The following is a 16,076-nucleotide window of genomic DNA, read 5'->3' as shown; positions in this document are numbered from 1 at the left end:
CCTTATTCGGCCGAACGGGCGACGATTTCCACCACCCGCCAGTTCTTGGTCTTGGACATCGGAGCAATCTCGGTCACGCGCACGACATCGCCTTCGTTGCAGGCATTGTCGGCGTCGTGTGCGTGCAGCTTGGTCGAGCGCTTGATGTACTTGCCGTACAGCGCATGCTTGACCTGGCGCTCCACCAACACGGTGACCGTCTTGTCCATCTTGTTGCTGACGACACGGCCTTCGACCGTGCGCAGCGTTTGCTTTTCGTTATTGTCGCTCATCGCGGCCGTCCTTACTTGGTGCTGCCGAGCAGGTGCTTGACGCGAGCAATCTCGCGGCGCACCCGGCGGGTTTCGTGGGTCTTCGGCAGCTGGCCGGTGACCTGCTGCATCCGGAGCGAGAACTGCTCCTTACGCAGATCGATCAGGTGGGCCTTCAATTCGTCAGCCGACTTTTCGCGGAGTTGTTTGGTATCCATCAGCGCACCGTCCGGGTCACGAAAGTGGTGGTCACCGAGAGCTTGGCAGCGGCAAGGCGGAACGCCTCACGTGCGATCTCTTCGGGGATTCCCTCGATTTCATAGATCATGCGGCCCGGCTGAATCTGCGCGACCCAGTACTCCACGTTGCCCTTACCGGAGCCCATGCGGACTTCGATCGGCTTCTTGGTGATCGGCTTGTCGGGGAACACACGGATCCACATCTTGCCGCCCTTCTTGACATGGCGGCTGATCGTGCGGCGTGCTGCTTCAATCTGGCGCGCGGTCAGCTGACCATGCGCCGTGGCCTTGAGGCCATACTCGCCGAAGCTGACGGCGTTTCCGCTCCATGCCAGGCCGTCGTTACGGCCCTTGTGCATCTTGCGATATTTGGTTCGCTTGGGTTGCAACATTGCCGTTACCTCGCTTCACGAGCCGGACGCGACGGGCGGTCACCACGGTCGCCGCGATCGTTACGATCGTTGCGCGGGCTGTCGTCCTGCTTTTCCTGGCCAACCTGAGAGAAGTCGAAGACTTCGCCCTTATAGATCCAGACCTTGATGCCGATGATGCCGTATGTCGTGGACGCCTCGGCAAAACCGTAATCAATGTCGGCACGTAGCGTGTGCAGCGGCACGCGGCCTTCGCGGTACCACTCCGAACGGGCGATTTCTGCACCGTTGAGGCGGCCAGCCACGTTGACCTTGATGCCCAAGGCACCCAGGCGCATCGCGTTACCGACCGAGCGCTTCATTGCACGGCGGAACATGATGCGACGCTCAAGCTGCTGCGCGATCGACTCGGCGACCAGCTGCGCATCCAGCTCCGGCTTGCGCACTTCGGTGACGTTGATGTGCGCCGGAACGCCCATCAGCTCACTCACTTCCTTGCGCAGCTTTTCGATGTCCTCGCCACGCTTGCCGATCACCACGCCCGGACGGGCGGTATGAATGGTCACGCGGGCGGTTTTGGCAGGGCGCTCGATCAAGATCTTGCTGACACCTGCCTGCGCGAGCTTCTTGCGCAGCATTTCACGCACTTTCATGTCGGCTGCCAGATAGGCGGCGAACTCGGCCTTGTTTGCGTACCACTTGGAATTCCAGTCCTTGGCGATGCCCAGGCGAATTCCAGTCGGATGAACTTTATGACCCATGGTCTTTTCCTTTCCGCTTACTTGGCGGCGCCCACAACCACAGTGATGTGGCTGGTGCGCTTGAGGATGCGGGTACCGCGGCCTTTCGCCCGCGCCATGAAACGCTTCAGGGAGGGACCTTCATCAACCATGATGGTCTTGACCTTCAGCTCGTCGACATCCGCGCCCTGATTGTTCTCGGCATTGGCGATCGCCGACTCCACCACCTTTTTGATCAGGTGTGCAGCCTTCTTGTCCGAGAACTTCAGCAGATTGACCGCACGTTCGGCGGACAAACCACGCACCTGGTCAGCGACCAGGCGGGCCTTCTGCGGGGAGATGCGCGCGGTGCGCAGGATTGCTTTCGCTTCCATCGTCATCTCTCCTTACCTGCCCGACTTCTTGTCGCCACCGTGACCCTTGAAGGTCCGGGTGACGGCAAATTCGCCGAGCTTGTGGCCGACCATATTCTCGTTGACGAGCACCGGAATGTGGTTCTTGCCGTTATGCACGGCGATGGTGATGCCTACCATTTCAGGCAGGATCATCGAACGGCGCGACCAGGTCTTGATCGGCTTCTTGCTACCCGCAGCGGACTCCACCTTCTTTGCAAGGTGGTGATCGACGAACGGGCCCTTCTTAAGTGAACGTGCCATGGTCGATTAGCCCCTACGATCGCGGACGATGAACTGCTGGGTGCGCTTGTTCTTGCGCGTCTTGTAACCCTTGGTCGGAACACCCCACGGGGTGACCGGATGCGGATTACCCTGACCAGCCTTCGCTTCACCACCACCGTGCGGGTGATCGACCGGGTTCATGGCCGCACCGCGAACGGTCGGGCGAACACCGCGCCAACGCTTGGCGCCGGCCTTGCCCAACTTCTCGAGGTTGTGCTCGTCGTTGCCGACTTCGCCGATGGTGGCGCGGCACTCGACCGGCACCTTGCGCATTTCGCCCGAGCGCAGGCGCAGCGTGGCATAGATGCCTTCGCGAGCGACCAGCTGGACGGCTGCACCGGCAGCACGTGCGATCTGAGCGCCCTTACCCGGCTTCAGCTCGATACCGTGAACCGTCGTACCGACCGGGATGTTACGCAGCGGCAGCGTGTTGCCGGTCTTGATCGGTGCATTGGCACCGGCAATGACCTGGTCGCCAGCCTTCAGGCCCTTCGGGGCGATGATGTAGCGGCGCTCGCCGTCGACATAGCACAGCAGGGCGATATGAGCGGTACGGTTCGGATCGTATTCGATCCGCTCCACACGCGCCGGAATGCCTTCCTTGTTGCGCTTGAAGTCGATGATGCGGTAGTGCTGCTTATGGCCACCACCGACGTGACGCACGGTGATGCGGCCATGGTGGTTACGACCACCGGACTTGCTCTGCGAGTCGAGCAGCGCCGCGTGCGGTGCGCCCTTGTGCAGATCGGGAGTGACCACGCGCACGGCGGAACGACGGCCGGGAGAGGTGGGTTTGAACTTCATCAATGGCATGGGATGGACCTCAGGCCTTGGCCGTTACGTCGATGGACTGACCATCGACCAGGCGGACGTACGCCTTGCGCCAATTGCCACGGTTGCCAGCACGGTTACGGAAGGACTTGCTCTTGCCCTTGACGTTGACCACGTTGACTGCCTTGACCTTGACGTCGAACAACTGCTCAACCGCGGCCTTTACATCGGCCTTGGTGGCGTCGTTCGAAACTTCGAAGACATACTGGTTGGAGATTTCCTGCAGGCGCGCGGTCTTTTCGGAGACTCGCGGAGCACGCAGCACGCTGAAGATTTTTTCGTTGCTGCTTTTTTCGTTGCCGCTCATGCCAGCCACTCCTCGACCTTCTTGACCGCATCGGCGGTGATCACGACCGTATCGGCCCCGACCAGTGCGACCGGATCCAGACCCTGCACGTCACGCACCTGCACATACGGCAGATTGCGGGCGGACAGATACAGGTGCTCGGAGGCTTCTTCGGTGACGATCAGCGGGCGCTTACCCACATCCAGTCCCTTCAGCTTCTCGATCAGACCCTTGGTCTTGGTCGCTTCGAGATCGAACGCGTCGACGATCATCAGACGACCCTGACGGTTCAACTCGGAGAAGATCGCGCAGATGGCCGCGCGGTACATCTTGCGGTTGACCTTCTGCTCGAAGCTACGCGGCTTGGCCGCGAAGGTCACGCCGCCGCCGACGAAGATCGGAGCCGTCAGCGCGCCATGACGCGCACCGCCGCCCTTCTGCTTCTTCGACTTCTTGGTCGTGCCCGCAACTTCCGAACGCGTCTTCTGTGCCTTGGTACCGGCGCGACCGGCATTGCGATAAGCGACGACGACCTGGTGAACCAGATCTTCGCTGAATTCGCGACCGAACACGGCGTCGGAGACCGAGACCTTGTTGTTGCTACCCGTGATAACGAGTTCCATCGTCATCTCTCCTTATGCCTTGCTCGCCGGACGGACGATCACGTCGCCACCAGCTGCGCCAGGCACGGCGCCGCGGATAGCAATCAGACCACGCTCGACGTCGACCTTGACCACTTCCAGGTTCTGCGTGCTTTGCTGCACGGCGCCCATGTGGCCCGACATCTTCTTGCCCGGGAAAACGCGACCCGGCGTCTGGCGCTGACCCAGCGAACCCGGCGCGCGATGCGACAGCGAGTTACCGTGGGTTGCATCGCCCATACGGAAGTTGTAGCGCTTGATGGTGCCCTGGAAACCCTTACCCTTGGTGACGCCCTGGACGTCGACCTTCTGGCCGACCTCGAAGATGTCCGCCTTGATTTCGCCACCGACGGCGAAATCGCCGAGCTGGGCATCTTCAACACGGAATTCCCACAAGCCGCGACCCGCTTCCACCTTCGCCTTGGCGAAGTGACCGGCGGCCGGCTTGTTGACCAGTGCGGCGCGACGCGCGCCAACGGTAATCTGCACGGCGCTGTAGCCGTCGGTTTCGACGGTCTTGATCTGCGCGATGCGGTTCGGAGTTGCTTCGATCAGCGTAACCGGCACCGAGCGGCCGTCTTCAGTGAAGACGCGGCTCATGCCAGCCTTGCGGCCCACGAAGCCCAACGAATATTTCTTCGTCATGGTCGTAGTCCTCAGGTCAACTTGATCTGTACGTCGACGCCAGCCGCGAGTTCGAGCTTCATCAGCGCGTCCACGGTCTTGTCGTTCGGGTCGACGATATCGAGCACACGCTTGTGCGTGCGGGTTTCGTACTGGTCACGCGCATCCTTGTCGGCATGCGGGGATACGAGGATGGTGTAACGTTCGATCTTGGTCGGCAACGGGATCGGGCCACGCACTTGCGCGCCGGTCCGCTTAGCCGTTTCGACGATCTCGCTGGCCGAACGGTCGATCAAACGATGATCGAACGCCTTCAGCCGAATCCGGATCTTTTGTTCCGACATGACGGAAGCTTCCTTCGTTAAAAGAGCGACGGGCAAGGCCTCTGGGATACCTGCCCCGATATTCCTGACGTTGATGAAATCGCCGCGCATCCTGCTGGCGAGGGCATTTCCTCCGCCCAAAAACTGAGGCAGCCCGGTAACCCGGCCTGCCCAGACGGAAAAGTATAATGCGCAACAAGAGCACGGTCAACAACACGTGAGTTGTTGAGTGCTCTATGCAACGCGACCTTCCCGGTCTGGCGAACACGAGCGGCATCCTGCCGTTCTTTTCGCTGTAACTCAGCGCCCTACCCAGGGACACTGAGCCGCGTATTGTAGTGGCTCGCCGCGGCGTCTGCAAGCGCACTGTTCTGCTCCCGAGTGAGCAAGGTCGCGACTCTGGGGACATGAGCCCGTTCCGGACGCCACCTCGTCGTGGCACCAGTCCCGGACTGGCCAGAATTCAGGGCCGGGGCGCAGACACGGCGGCATGGACAACGACTGAACTCCCTGTCGTAGCCGGCGCCCTGTCGTCAACATGGGGGACGCCCTTCGCCAGCCGATGCCGCGAGCGATGTCGCTCTAGCGACGAAAGGGTCGCAAAAGCCAGTCTGCAAGTGTCAGAAAGAAGATCACCACCATCCTGATCTCCAGTGACGACCACCGGGCAGGACCGGCACGGCATTCACAACAGATGATGAGATCGGGTCAGCGTGGAATGGAAAGTTCGCTTTTCCGCAACCAGGCGCTCGATTCACCTAGCGGCGCACGAGTGGGGGCAGCCACATTGCTTCACGGCAATATTGAATCCCAACCGCGTGGCCGCGGTACTGCAGTGATCGTGGCACGCTCTGCACCCAGGACTTTGCCCCATGTGCGTCACCGGTCCGCCGGTGCGGGCAAAGCACACTAAGGTCGCAGCACTGATGCGCACAACGATGGCCCTGCAGACAACACCATAAGCAGCACGCCACGACCCACCCGGTAGCAAGGTGTCGATCACTCAACTAGAACCCGCCCATTACACTGGCAGCGCCAACCATATCGAACTCATCGAAGACGTCCGTATCCGCGCAAGCGACGTGGCATCTGACGGCGCTGATGCTGGACCGTATCGCGATCAACGCTTCCGGGCTCGGCGACATCGAAGGCCCCACCGGCGCTCATCGGGTCGAACTCCATCGCGGGCCAGATAACCGCCAGATGCAAAGGCGAAACGAGGATAAGCGTGTCAAGCAACACGAGTAGCTAGCCTTTCCTTCCCGGCCCGCCTCGCCCTTGAAGGATTTCGCCATCGGAGACCTTTATGACCCAGCACTTTCTCTCGTTTTTCGGCCTGCTGCTCCTCGGACTCGTCGCCCAGCAGTCCCACGCTGCCAACAACGAGGGCAAGGCCTGCTCGCATGCGTTGCACCAGGCGTTTACCACATCCGCCAGCGCGACCACGTTGCCGGCAGCATGCGCGCACATCGGTCCAGTCGCACTTGGAATGCGCAAGCAACAGGTAGTGGCCGCGCTGGGGCAGCCTGACATTACTCGCACCGATGCGGTGGACCCGCACAGACTCAGCCTGCTGTATCTATACCCGCGCGACCTCAAAGCACAGCTGGCGCAGCAGCCGCGTCCAGCTGGCACCCTGGCGCATGGCGAGTTGGTGGTGGGATTCCGCGATGACCGCGTCAGCAACCTGATCGCCTTCGCCGATCCGAAGGCGCCCCTGCCCTTCAAGCTGCTCGGCCATCCGGCCGGCACCCATATCAACCGCATCCTCCAAACGATCGGCGGCAGCCCGCAGTGGAATGCCAGCCGCGACTATGTCCAGTTCCCCGCCATGCCGCTGGGCGTCGACGTGGACCCGGACACCTTGGCCATCGTCGGGTTGAACATCGCAACCACCAAGCAGGAGTTGGACAATTTCCGATTGCCCGGCCTGAATCTGCTCAAAGACCCGACAAACGGCCTGATCAACGGTATTCGCTGACCATTGTCGCCATCTGCGCGCCATGCCGCATTACGTCATGACAGCCGGCTCGTCGATCCATCATCATGCCGCCGGTGCGATCTGCGCGCGCACCGACTCAGCCACCTAGCACAGCGTTATGAGTGGCGCAGGCGCCCTGTTTTCTCTGATCTCTCTCTGCATCGGCAACTGCATTCCCGCGCCAAGCCGGGACTTCGCCAACACGCAGACAAAGAAAAAGGCCGGCTTTCGCCGACCTTTCCTTTCTAGCGACACGGTAGCGGAAGCTGCCGTGCTGCAGGCATTGCTTACTTGATGATCTTGGCAACCACGCCAGCGCCGACGGTACGGCCGCCTTCACGGATGGCGAAGCGCAGACCTTCATCCATCGCGACCGGGTTGATCAGGGTCACGACCATCTTCACGTTGTCGCCCGGCATCACCATCTCAACGCCTTCCGGCAGCTGGCAGGCGCCAGTGATGTCGGTGGTGCGGAAGTAGAACTGCGGACGGTAGCCCTTGAAGAACGGGGTATGACGGCCACCCTCGTCCTTGGACAGCACGTAGACTTCGGCTTCGAACTCGGTGTGCGGCTTGATCGAACCCGGCTTGCACAGCACCTGGCCGCGCTCGACGTCGTCACGCTTGGTGCCGCGCAGCAGCAGACCGGCGTTGTCGCCTGCCTGGCCCTGGTCCAGCAGCTTGCGGAACATTTCCACGCCGGTGACGGTGGTCTTCTGGGTGTCGCGGATACCGACGATTTCGATTTCGTCGCCGACCTTGATGATGCCGCGCTCGATACGACCGGTCACCACGGTGCCGCGACCGGAGATCGAGAACACGTCTTCGACCGGCATCAGAAACGGACGGTCGACGTCGCGGGTCGGCTCCGGAATGAACGAATCCAGCGCCTCGACCAGCTTCAGGATCGCCGGCACGCCGATGTCGCTCTGGTCGCCGTCCAGCGCCAGACGCGCCGAACCGTGGATGATCGGGGTGTCATCGCCCGGGAAGTCGTACTTGCTCAGCAGCTCGCGCACTTCCATTTCGACCAGCTCGAGCAGCTCGGCGTCGTCGACCATGTCGGCCTTGTTCAGGAACACCACGATGTGCGGCACACCGACCTGACGCGAGAGCAGGATGTGCTCGCGGGTCTGCGGCATCGGGCCGTCGGCGGCCGAGCACACCAGGATCGCGCCGTCCATCTGCGCTGCACCGGTGATCATGTTCTTGACGTAGTCGGCGTGGCCGGGGCAGTCAACGTGCGCGTAGTGGCGGGTCGGGGATTCATATTCGACGTGCGCGGTCGAAATCGTGATGCCGCGCGCCTTCTCTTCCGGCGCTGCGTCGATCGCGTCGTACGCCTTGAACTCACCACCGAAACGCTCGGCACCGATCTTAGTCAGCGCAGCGGTCAACGTGGTCTTGCCATGGTCAACATGACCGATGGTGCCGACGTTCACGTGCGGCTTGGTGCGCTCGAATTTAGCTTTTGCCATGACTAACTACCTCTAATTGAAAAATTTGTGAGAAGCGGCTGGGCGAACTCAGCCCTTCTTGGTGACGGCGTCGGCGATGTTGGCCGGTGCCTCTTCGTAGTGGTCGAATTCCATCGAGAACGTCGCACGGCCCTGGCTCATCGAGCGCAGCGAAGTGGCGTAACCGAACATTTCACCCAACGGGATCATCGCGTTGATGATCTTGCCCGACGGGCTGTCGTCCTGACCCTGCAACACGCCACGACGGCGGCTCACGTCGCCCATCACGTCGCCCAGGTAATCCTCCGGGCTGACGATTTCGACCTTCATGATCGGCTCCAGCAACACCGGGCTGGCTTTCGCGAAGCCCTGCTTGAACGCCATCGAAGCAGCCAGCTTGAACGCCATTTCCGAGGAGTCGACGTCATGGTACGAGCCGAACACCAGCTTGACCTTCACGCCCACCACCGGGAAGCCGGCGATCGGACCACTGGTGATCGTCTCGCGCAGGCCCTTTTCGACCGAGGGGATGAATTCCTTCGGGATGATGCCGCCGGTGATGTCGTTGACGAAGAGGAAATCGTCCTTGACGTTCTCGCTCTTGCGCTCTTCCTCGGTCATCGGCGACAGCTCGATCACCACGTGACCGTACTGACCCTTACCACCAGACTGTTTGGCGTGCTTGTAGTCAGACTTGACGTCGGACTTGCGGATGGTTTCGCGGTAGGCCACCTGCGGCTTGCCGACGTTGGCCTCGACATTGAACTCGCGACGCATGCGGTCGACGATGATGTCCAGGTGCAACTCGCCCATGCCCGAGATGATGGTCTGGCCGGATTCTTCGTCGGTCTTGACGCGGAACGAGGGATCTTCCTGCGCCAGACGGCCCAGGGCCATGCCCATCTTTTCCTGGTCCGACTTGGTCTTCGGCTCCACCGCCATCGAGATCACCGGCTCCGGGAACACCATGCGCTCAAGGGTGATGATCTTGTCCTGCGCACACAGCGTGTCACCGGTGGTGACGTCCTTCAGACCCACGGCAGCGGCGATGTCGCCCGCGCGCACTTCCTTGATCTCTTCGCGATTGTTGGAGTGCATCTGCAGGATGCGGCCCACGCGCTCCTTCTTCGACTTGACCGGGTTGTAGACCTGGTCACCGGAGTTCAGCGTGCCCGAATAGACACGGAAGAACGTCAGCGAGCCCACGAACGGGTCGGTCATGATCTTGAACGCCAACGCCGAGAACGGCGCGGTATCGGTGGCAGCGCGGGTATCTTCCTTCTCGTCTTCGTCGATGCCCTGCACCGGCGGACGGTCAGCCGGCGACGGCAGCAAGTGCACGACGCCGTCGAGCATGGCCTGCACGCCCTTATTCTTGAATGCCGAACCGCAGAACACCGGCACGATTTCCACCTTCAAGGTGCGCTCGCGCAGACCCGACAGGATCTCCTGTTCGCTCAGGTCACCCTCGTTGAGGTACTTGTCCATCAGGTCTTCGCTGGCTTCCGCAGCCGCTTCGACCATGAACGAACGTGCCTCGGTCGCGACATCGACCAGGTCGGCCGGAATATCGCGGTATTCGAAGGTGGTGCCCTGGGATGCGGTATCCCAATGGATCGCCTTCATCTTCAGCAGGTCGACCACGCCCTCAAAGCCGTCTTCGGCGCCGATCGGCACCTGCATCGGCACGGCGTACGCACCCAGACGGGCCTTCAGCTGCTCAACGACCTTGTCGAAGTTGGCACCGGTACGGTCCATCTTGTTGACGAAGGCCATGCGCGGCACGGAATACTTGTTGGCCTGGCGCCACACCGTCTCGGACTGCGGCTGCACGCCACCGACGGCGCACAGCACGAACACCGCACCGTCGAGCACGCGCAAGGAACGCTCCACTTCGATGGTGAAGTCGACGTGCCCGGGGGTGTCGATGATGTTGAAGCGGTGCTGCGGCATGGACTTGTCCATACCCGACCAGAACGCGGTGGTCGCAGCGGAGGTGATGGTGATACCACGCTCCTGCTCCTGCTCCATCCAGTCCATCACTGCAGCGCCGTCATGGACTTCGCCGATCTTGTGACTGACACCGGTGTAGAACAGGATGCGTTCGGACGTGGTGGTCTTGCCGGCATCGATGTGGGCCATGATGCCGAAGTTGCGGTAACGCTCGATAGGGGTGGTGCGGGCCACGGGGAGCCTCTCAATTTCTTGGATTTCGGATGGCCGAACGCCGCCTTTCGGCGGCCTTCGGATTGGATGCGACGCAACATGCGTCGCAAACAGCACTCATATGGTGCTGAAGGGCCCCGTTACCAAGGCCCCCGAGGTCACCAGCGGTAATGTGCGAACGCCTTGTTCGCCTCCGCCATACGGTGGGTCTCTTCGCGCTTCTTGATCGCGCCGCCGCGGCTTTCCGAGGCGTCCAACAGTTCTGCAGCCAGCTTACGCGGCATGGTGTTCTCGCCACGCTTGCGCGCGGAATCGATCAACCAGCGCATTGCCAGCGCCATGCGACGGGAGGAACGCACTTCGACGGGCACCTGATAGGTAGCACCACCGACGCGACGCGATTTAACTTCGACGGCCGGGGCCACGTTGTCCAGTGCTTTCTGCACCAGCTCGATGGCATTCGGATTCTTTTCGCCAATGACGTCCATTGCGCCATAGACAATTTTCTCAGCAACCGACTTCTTGCCACTTTGCATCACCATATTGATGAAGCGGGCAATGGTTTCGCTGCCATGCTTTGGATCTGGCAGGACGGTGCGCTGCGGAGTAGAACCTTTACGGGACATTTGAGTATTTCCTTAGCTCTTCGGGCGCTTGGCGCCGTACTTGGAACGGCCTTGACGACGCTTGGCGACGCCGGCGGCGTCCAGCGAACCACGGACGGTGTGATAACGCACACCGGGAAGATCCCTGACGCGGCCACCGCGAATCAGGACCACGGAGTGCTCCTGCAGGTTGTGGCCTTCACCACCGATGTAGCTGATGACCTCTTCCTGGTTGGTCAGTCGCACCTTGGCGACCTTACGCAGGGCCGAGTTCGGCTTCTTCGGGGTAGTGGTATAGACGCGTGTGCAGACGCCACGGCGCTGCGGACACTTGTCCAGTGCCGGAGAGGCACTCTTGTAGGTGGTCGCTTGCCGAGGCTTGCGGACCAGCTGATTGATCGTCGTCATCAGTTGATTCTTCTGATTGATAGGCCGAGACGGCCTGCACGAAAACGAAGGCAGGCCGAGACCGGCCCACCGAGACAGAGAAGTATAGCTGGCAGGACGGAACTCCGTCAACTTCACGAAATCTGAACCTGCTGGCCCATCCCAGGCCGGAAAACGGAGGGCGTCCTGCCCTCCTTTTCGCTTGGCTTACGGCGGTCTTGCGACCGCCGTCGGAGCGCTTACTCCTCGTCCGCGCCAGCGTCGGCCACTGCTGCGACCGGTTCGGCAGCTGCCGGCTTGCCCGACAGCGTTTCCATTTCCGAGTCGGTCAGACCCGAGGCCTTGCGACGTCCGGCGTGATACGCCAGACCCGTACCGGCCGGGATCAGACGACCCACGATCACATTTTCCTTCAGACCGCGCAGGTTGTCGCGGGTGCCGCGGACGGCTGCCTCGGTCAACACGCGGGTGGTCTCCTGGAACGACGCCGCCGAGATGAACGACTCGGTGGCCAGCGATGCCTTGGTGATACCCAGCAACACCGGATCGTACTTGGCCGGCAGTTCGTTGCGCTTGACCAGACGGGCATTTTCCTCGATGACGCGCTGGCGCTCGACCTGCTCGCCGTTGAGGAACTTGCTATTGCCCTGGTCGACGATCTCGACCTTACGCAGCATCTGGCGCGTGATCACCTCGATGTGCTTGTCGTTGATCTTCACACCTTGCAGGCGATACACGTCCTGGATTTCCTTGACCAGGTATGCGGCCAGCGGCTCGACGCCCAGCAGACGCAGGATGTCCTGCGGGCTCGGCTCGCCGTCCACCACGGTCTCGCCCTTGGTCACGTGCTCGCCTTCGAACACGATGATCTGGCGGTACTTGGGAATCAGCTCTTCGTGTTCCGAACCATCGGTGTCCTTGATGATCAGGCGCTGCTTGCCCTTGGTGTCCTTACCGAAGCTGATGATGCCCGAGCGTTCGGCCAGGATCGCCGGATCCTTCGGCTTGCGTGCTTCGAACAAGTCGGCAACGCGCGGCAGACCACCGGTGATGTCGCGGGTCTTGGACGCTTCCTGCGGGATCTTGGCGACCACGTCGCCCACGCCGACGGCAGCGCCGTCCTGCAGGTTGACGATGGAGCGCGGCGGCAGCAGGTACTGGGCCGGCAGATCCGTATTCGGAATCGTCAGGTCGTTACCCTTGGCATCGACGATGCGCACGATCGGGCGCAGTTCCTTGGCCTGTGCACCGCGACGCTTCGGGTCGGTGATTTCACGCGACGCCAGACCGGTCAGCTCGTCGGTCTTCTCGATGACGGTGACGCCGTCGACGAAGTCGATGAAGCGGATGAAGCCGGCCACTTCCGACACGATCGGATGGTTATGCGGATCCCAGTTGGCAACGCTCTGCCCGGCCTTGACCGCATCGCCGTCTTTGGCCGTGATGGTCGCACCGTACGGCAGCTTGTAACGCTCGCGCTCGCGGCCATGGCCATCGAGCACGGACAGTTCGCCAGAACGCGAGACCGCAACCAGCGAACCGCTGGCATGCGCCACCGACTTGAGGTTGTTGAACTTCACCGAACCGGTGGTCTTGACGGTGATGTTGTCCACCGCAGCCGCACGCGATGCCGCACCACCGATGTGGAACGTACGCATGGTCAGCTGGGTACCCGGCTCACCGATCGACTGCGCGGCGATGACGCCGACCGCTTCACCGATGTTGACCTGGTGACCACGTGCGAGGTCACGGCCATAGCAGCGTGCGCACACGCCGAACGAAGATTCGCAGCTGATGGTCGAACGCACCTTCACCGACTGCACGCTGGCGTCTTCGAGCTTGGCCACCCAGGCTTCGTCGAGCAGCGTGTTGCGGGTGACGATCGGCTCTTCGTCGTTGCCCGGCAGGTACACGTCCTCGGCCACCACGCGACCCAGCACGCGCTCGCGCAACGGCTCGACCACGTCGCCGCCTTCCACGATCGGGGTCATGATCAACCCTTCGGTGGTGCCGCAATCGATTTCGGTGATCACCACGTCCTGCGCCACGTCGACCAGGCGGCGGGTCAGGTAACCGGAGTTCGCCGTCTTCAGCGCAGTATCGGCCAGACCCTTACGGGCACCGTGGGTGGAGTTGAAGTACTCCTGCACGTTCAGACCTTCGCGGAAGTTCGCCTTGATGGGCGTCTCGATGATCGAGCCGTCCGGACGCGCCATCAGGCCGCGCATACCGGCCAGCTGACGGATCTGCGCCTGGCTACCACGGGCACCGGAGTCGGCCATGATGTACAGCGAGTTCATCGACTTCTGGTCGATGGTCTCGCCCTTGGCGTTCTCGACCTTTTCGGTACCGATGGTGTCCATCATCGCCTTGGCGATGCGCTCGCTGGTACGCGACCAGATGTCCACGACCTTGTTGTAGCGCTCGCCGGCGGTGACCAGACCCGACTGGTACTGCTCCTGGATTTCCAGCACTTCGGCTTCGGCCTCGGTGAGGATGCCCTTCTTCTCGTCGGGGATCAGCATGTCGTCGATACCGATCGACACGCCGGCGCGGGTAGCGTAGGCGTAGCCGGTGTACATCAGCTTGTCGGCGAACACGACGGTGTCCTTCAAGCCCAGCAGACGGTAGCTGGAGTTGATCAGACGCGAGATGTTCTTCTTGGTCATCTCGGTGTTGGCCAGCTGGAACGGCAGGCCTTCGGGCAGGATTTCGCTCAGCAGCGCCCGGCCGACCGTGGTGTCCACGATCGAGGTGCCGCTGCTGCGCTTGCCGCCGGCTTCCACGTCCACCTGGGTGATGCGCACCTTGACCTTGGCGTGCAGTTCGACCACGCGGTTGTCGTAGGCGCGCTTCACTTCGCTGGTGTTGGCGAACACCATGCCTTCGCCCTTCTTGTTCTCCAGGGCGCGGCTCATGTAGTACAGACCCAACACCACGTCCTGCGACGGCACGATGATCGGCTCGCCGTTGGCCGGCGACAGGATGTTGTTGGTGGACATCATCAACGCACGCGCTTCCAGCTGGGCTTCCAGCGAGAGCGGAACGTGGACGGCCATCTGGTCACCGTCGAAGTCGGCGTTGAAGGCGGTACACACCAGCGGATGCAGCTGGATGGCCTTGCCTTCGATCAACACCGGTTCGAACGCCTGGATACCCAGACGGTGCAGGGTCGGCGCTCGGTTCAGCAGCACCGGATGCTCACGAATCACTTCTTCCAGGATGTCCCAGACTTCGGCTTCTTCGCGCTCGACCAGCTTCTTGGCGGCCTTGATGGTGGTGGCCAGGCCACGACGCTGCAGCTTGGCGAACACGAACGGCTTGAACAGCTCCAGCGCCATCTTCTTCGGCAGGCCGCACTGGTGCAGCTTGAGGTACGGACCGACGGTGATGACCGAACGGCCAGAGTAGTCCACGCGCTTGCCGAGCAGGTTCTGACGGAACCGGCCCTGCTTGCCCTTGATCATGTCGGCCAGCGACTTCAGCGGACGCTTGTTGGTGCCGGTGATGGCACGACCGCGACGGCCGTTGTCCAGCAGCGCATCGACCGATTCCTGCAGCATGCGCTTTTCGTTGCGCACGATGATGTCCGGCGCATTGAGCTCCAGCAGGCGACGCAGGCGGTTGTTGCGGTTGATCACGCGTCGGTACAGATCGTTCAGATCCGAGGTCGCGAAGCGGCCGCCATCCAGCGGCACCAGCGGACGCAGGTCTGGCGGCAGCACGGGCAGCACGGTCATGACCATCCATTCCGGACGGTTGCCCGATTCCAGGAAGGCTTCGATCAGCTTGATGCGCTTGGTGAGGCGCTTGAGCTTGGTTTCCGAACCGGTGCTGGCGATTTCTTCGCGCAGGCGGGTCATTTCCGATTGCAGGTCGATCGTGCGCAGCAGCTCATACACCGCCTCGGCGCCCATCGCGGCGTCGAAGTCGTCGTTGTACTCCTGGCGTGCGGTCAGGTACTGCTCTTCGGTCAGCAGCTGGCGGCGCTCGAGCGGGGTCAGGCCCGGCTCGGTGACGACATAGGCTTCGAAGTACAGCACGCGCTCGATGTCACGCAGGGTCATATCCAGCATCAGGCCGATGCGCGAGGGCAGCGACTTGAGGAACCAGATGTGCGCCACCGGCGAGGCCAGGTCGATGTGGCCCATGCGCTCGCGGCGCACCTTGGCCAGGGTCACTTCGGTGCCGCACTTTTCGCAGACCACGCCACGGTGCTTCATGCGCTTGTACTTGCCGCACAGGCACTCGTAGTCCTTGATCGGTCCGAAGATGGCGGCGCAGAACAGGCCGTCACGCTCGGGCTTGAAGGTCCGGTAGTTGATGGTTTCGGGCTTCTTCACTTCGCCGTAGGACCACGAACGGATCAGGTCCGGCGACGCCAACGCGATCTTGATCGCGTCGAAATCCAGCGTCTGGCGCTGCTGATTGAAGAGGTTGAGCAGGTCTTTCATTTGATATCTCCGGGTCGGAGGAATTTCGTATCTGAGATGAAAC

The 16,076-nt window shown here is 61.8% G+C and carries 17 protein-coding genes; 1 reads left to right on the top strand and 16 read right to left on the bottom strand.

Features of this window, described 5'->3' with window-relative positions:
• Positions 1–2 precede the first annotated feature (2 nt).
• From rpsQ to rpsJ, 11 genes are read right to left on the bottom strand one after another with little or no spacing between them, the layout of a single operon-like run.
• Positions 3–272, bottom strand: coding sequence for a 30S ribosomal protein S17 (gene rpsQ / locus FLG15_RS04550; protein ID WP_057679585.1), 270 nt, complete (start codon positions 270–272; stop codon positions 3–5).
• Between the two features lie 11 nt (positions 273–283).
• A complete protein-coding gene (rpmC, locus tag FLG15_RS04545; RefSeq protein ID WP_017156219.1) occupies positions 284–469 on the bottom strand; it encodes a 50S ribosomal protein L29 in 186 nt (61 codons plus the stop codon).
• On the bottom strand, positions 469–882 hold the full coding sequence (gene rplP / locus FLG15_RS04540) for a 50S ribosomal protein L16 (RefSeq protein WP_042823914.1): 414 nt from the start codon (positions 880–882) through the stop codon (positions 469–471). Before rplP ends, rpmC begins: the two co-directional genes overlap by 1 nt.
• 5 nt (positions 883–887) lie before the next feature.
• Positions 888–1,622, bottom strand: a complete 735-nt coding sequence (gene rpsC, locus FLG15_RS04535) for a 30S ribosomal protein S3 (protein WP_057679584.1) — start codon at positions 1,620–1,622, stop codon at positions 888–890.
• 17 nt (positions 1,623–1,639) lie between these two features.
• On the bottom strand, positions 1,640–1,975 hold the full coding sequence (gene rplV, locus FLG15_RS04530) for a 50S ribosomal protein L22 (RefSeq protein ID WP_003486710.1): 336 nt from the start codon (positions 1,973–1,975) through the stop codon (positions 1,640–1,642).
• Between the two features lie 12 nt (positions 1,976–1,987).
• Positions 1,988–2,257, bottom strand: coding sequence for a 30S ribosomal protein S19 (gene rpsS / locus FLG15_RS04525; RefSeq protein ID WP_005917128.1), 270 nt, complete (start codon positions 2,255–2,257; stop codon positions 1,988–1,990).
• A gap of 6 nt (positions 2,258–2,263) precedes the next feature.
• Positions 2,264–3,091 (bottom strand): 50S ribosomal protein L2, encoded by an 828-nt coding sequence (gene rplB / locus FLG15_RS04520; RefSeq protein WP_003486715.1) that lies wholly within the window; start codon positions 3,089–3,091, stop codon positions 2,264–2,266.
• A gap of 10 nt (positions 3,092–3,101) precedes the next feature.
• Positions 3,102–3,416: a 50S ribosomal protein L23 gene (gene rplW, locus FLG15_RS04515; RefSeq protein ID WP_057679583.1), complete on the bottom strand. Its 315-nt coding sequence runs from the start codon at positions 3,414–3,416 to the stop codon at positions 3,102–3,104.
• Positions 3,413–4,018 (bottom strand): 50S ribosomal protein L4, encoded by a 606-nt coding sequence (gene rplD / locus FLG15_RS04510; protein ID WP_010371054.1) that lies wholly within the window; start codon positions 4,016–4,018, stop codon positions 3,413–3,415. The genes rplW and rplD overlap by 4 nt, the downstream gene beginning before the upstream one ends.
• Before the next feature lie 12 nt (positions 4,019–4,030).
• Positions 4,031–4,681 carry a 50S ribosomal protein L3 gene (gene rplC / locus FLG15_RS04505; protein ID WP_005993363.1) on the bottom strand — a complete coding sequence of 217 codons (651 nt, stop codon included), beginning with the start codon at positions 4,679–4,681 and terminating at the stop codon, positions 4,031–4,033.
• 11 nt (positions 4,682–4,692) lie between these two features.
• Positions 4,693–5,004, bottom strand: coding sequence for a 30S ribosomal protein S10 (gene rpsJ / locus FLG15_RS04500; RefSeq protein WP_003486723.1), 312 nt, complete (start codon positions 5,002–5,004; stop codon positions 4,693–4,695).
• 1,285 nt (positions 5,005–6,289) lie between these two features.
• On the opposite strand from rpsJ, the gene FLG15_RS04495 reads away from it, so the two are divergent.
• Entirely contained in the window at positions 6,290–6,964 is a 675-nt protein-coding gene (locus FLG15_RS04495; RefSeq protein ID WP_057679582.1) for a hypothetical protein, read from the top strand.
• Between the two features lie 287 nt (positions 6,965–7,251).
• On the opposite strand, the gene tuf is transcribed toward FLG15_RS04495, so the two are convergent.
• The 5 genes from tuf to rpoC all read right to left on the bottom strand — a co-directional run bounded on the left by tuf (position 7,252) and on the right by rpoC (position 16,033).
• Positions 7,252–8,442, bottom strand: a complete 1,191-nt coding sequence (gene tuf, locus FLG15_RS04490; RefSeq protein ID WP_003486726.1) for an elongation factor Tu — start codon at positions 8,440–8,442, stop codon at positions 7,252–7,254.
• Positions 8,443–8,490: 48 nt separating this feature from the next.
• Complete coding sequence (gene fusA, locus FLG15_RS04485) at positions 8,491–10,608, bottom strand: elongation factor G (protein WP_017156211.1); 2,118 nt, start codon at positions 10,606–10,608, stop codon at positions 8,491–8,493.
• A 137-nt stretch (positions 10,609–10,745) separates the two neighbouring features.
• Positions 10,746–11,213 carry a 30S ribosomal protein S7 gene (rpsG, locus tag FLG15_RS04480; RefSeq protein WP_005917592.1) on the bottom strand — a complete coding sequence of 156 codons (468 nt, stop codon included), beginning with the start codon at positions 11,211–11,213 and terminating at the stop codon, positions 10,746–10,748.
• Positions 11,214–11,225: 12 nt separating this feature from the next.
• Positions 11,226–11,600 (bottom strand): 30S ribosomal protein S12, encoded by a 375-nt coding sequence (gene rpsL / locus FLG15_RS04475; RefSeq protein ID WP_065627264.1) that lies wholly within the window; start codon positions 11,598–11,600, stop codon positions 11,226–11,228.
• Positions 11,601–11,818: 218 nt separating this feature from the next.
• Positions 11,819–16,033: a DNA-directed RNA polymerase subunit beta' gene (gene rpoC, locus FLG15_RS04470; RefSeq protein ID WP_011346539.1), complete on the bottom strand. Its 4,215-nt coding sequence runs from the start codon at positions 16,031–16,033 to the stop codon at positions 11,819–11,821.
• Positions 16,034–16,076: the final 43 nt, after the last annotated feature.

This window comes from Xanthomonas phaseoli pv. dieffenbachiae (genome assembly GCF_008639345.1).
GTDB lineage: Bacteria > Pseudomonadota > Gammaproteobacteria > Xanthomonadales > Xanthomonadaceae > Xanthomonas > Xanthomonas phaseoli.
Note: the sequence above shows the minus strand (reverse complement) of the source record. Positions and strands in the feature narration are given on the sequence as shown.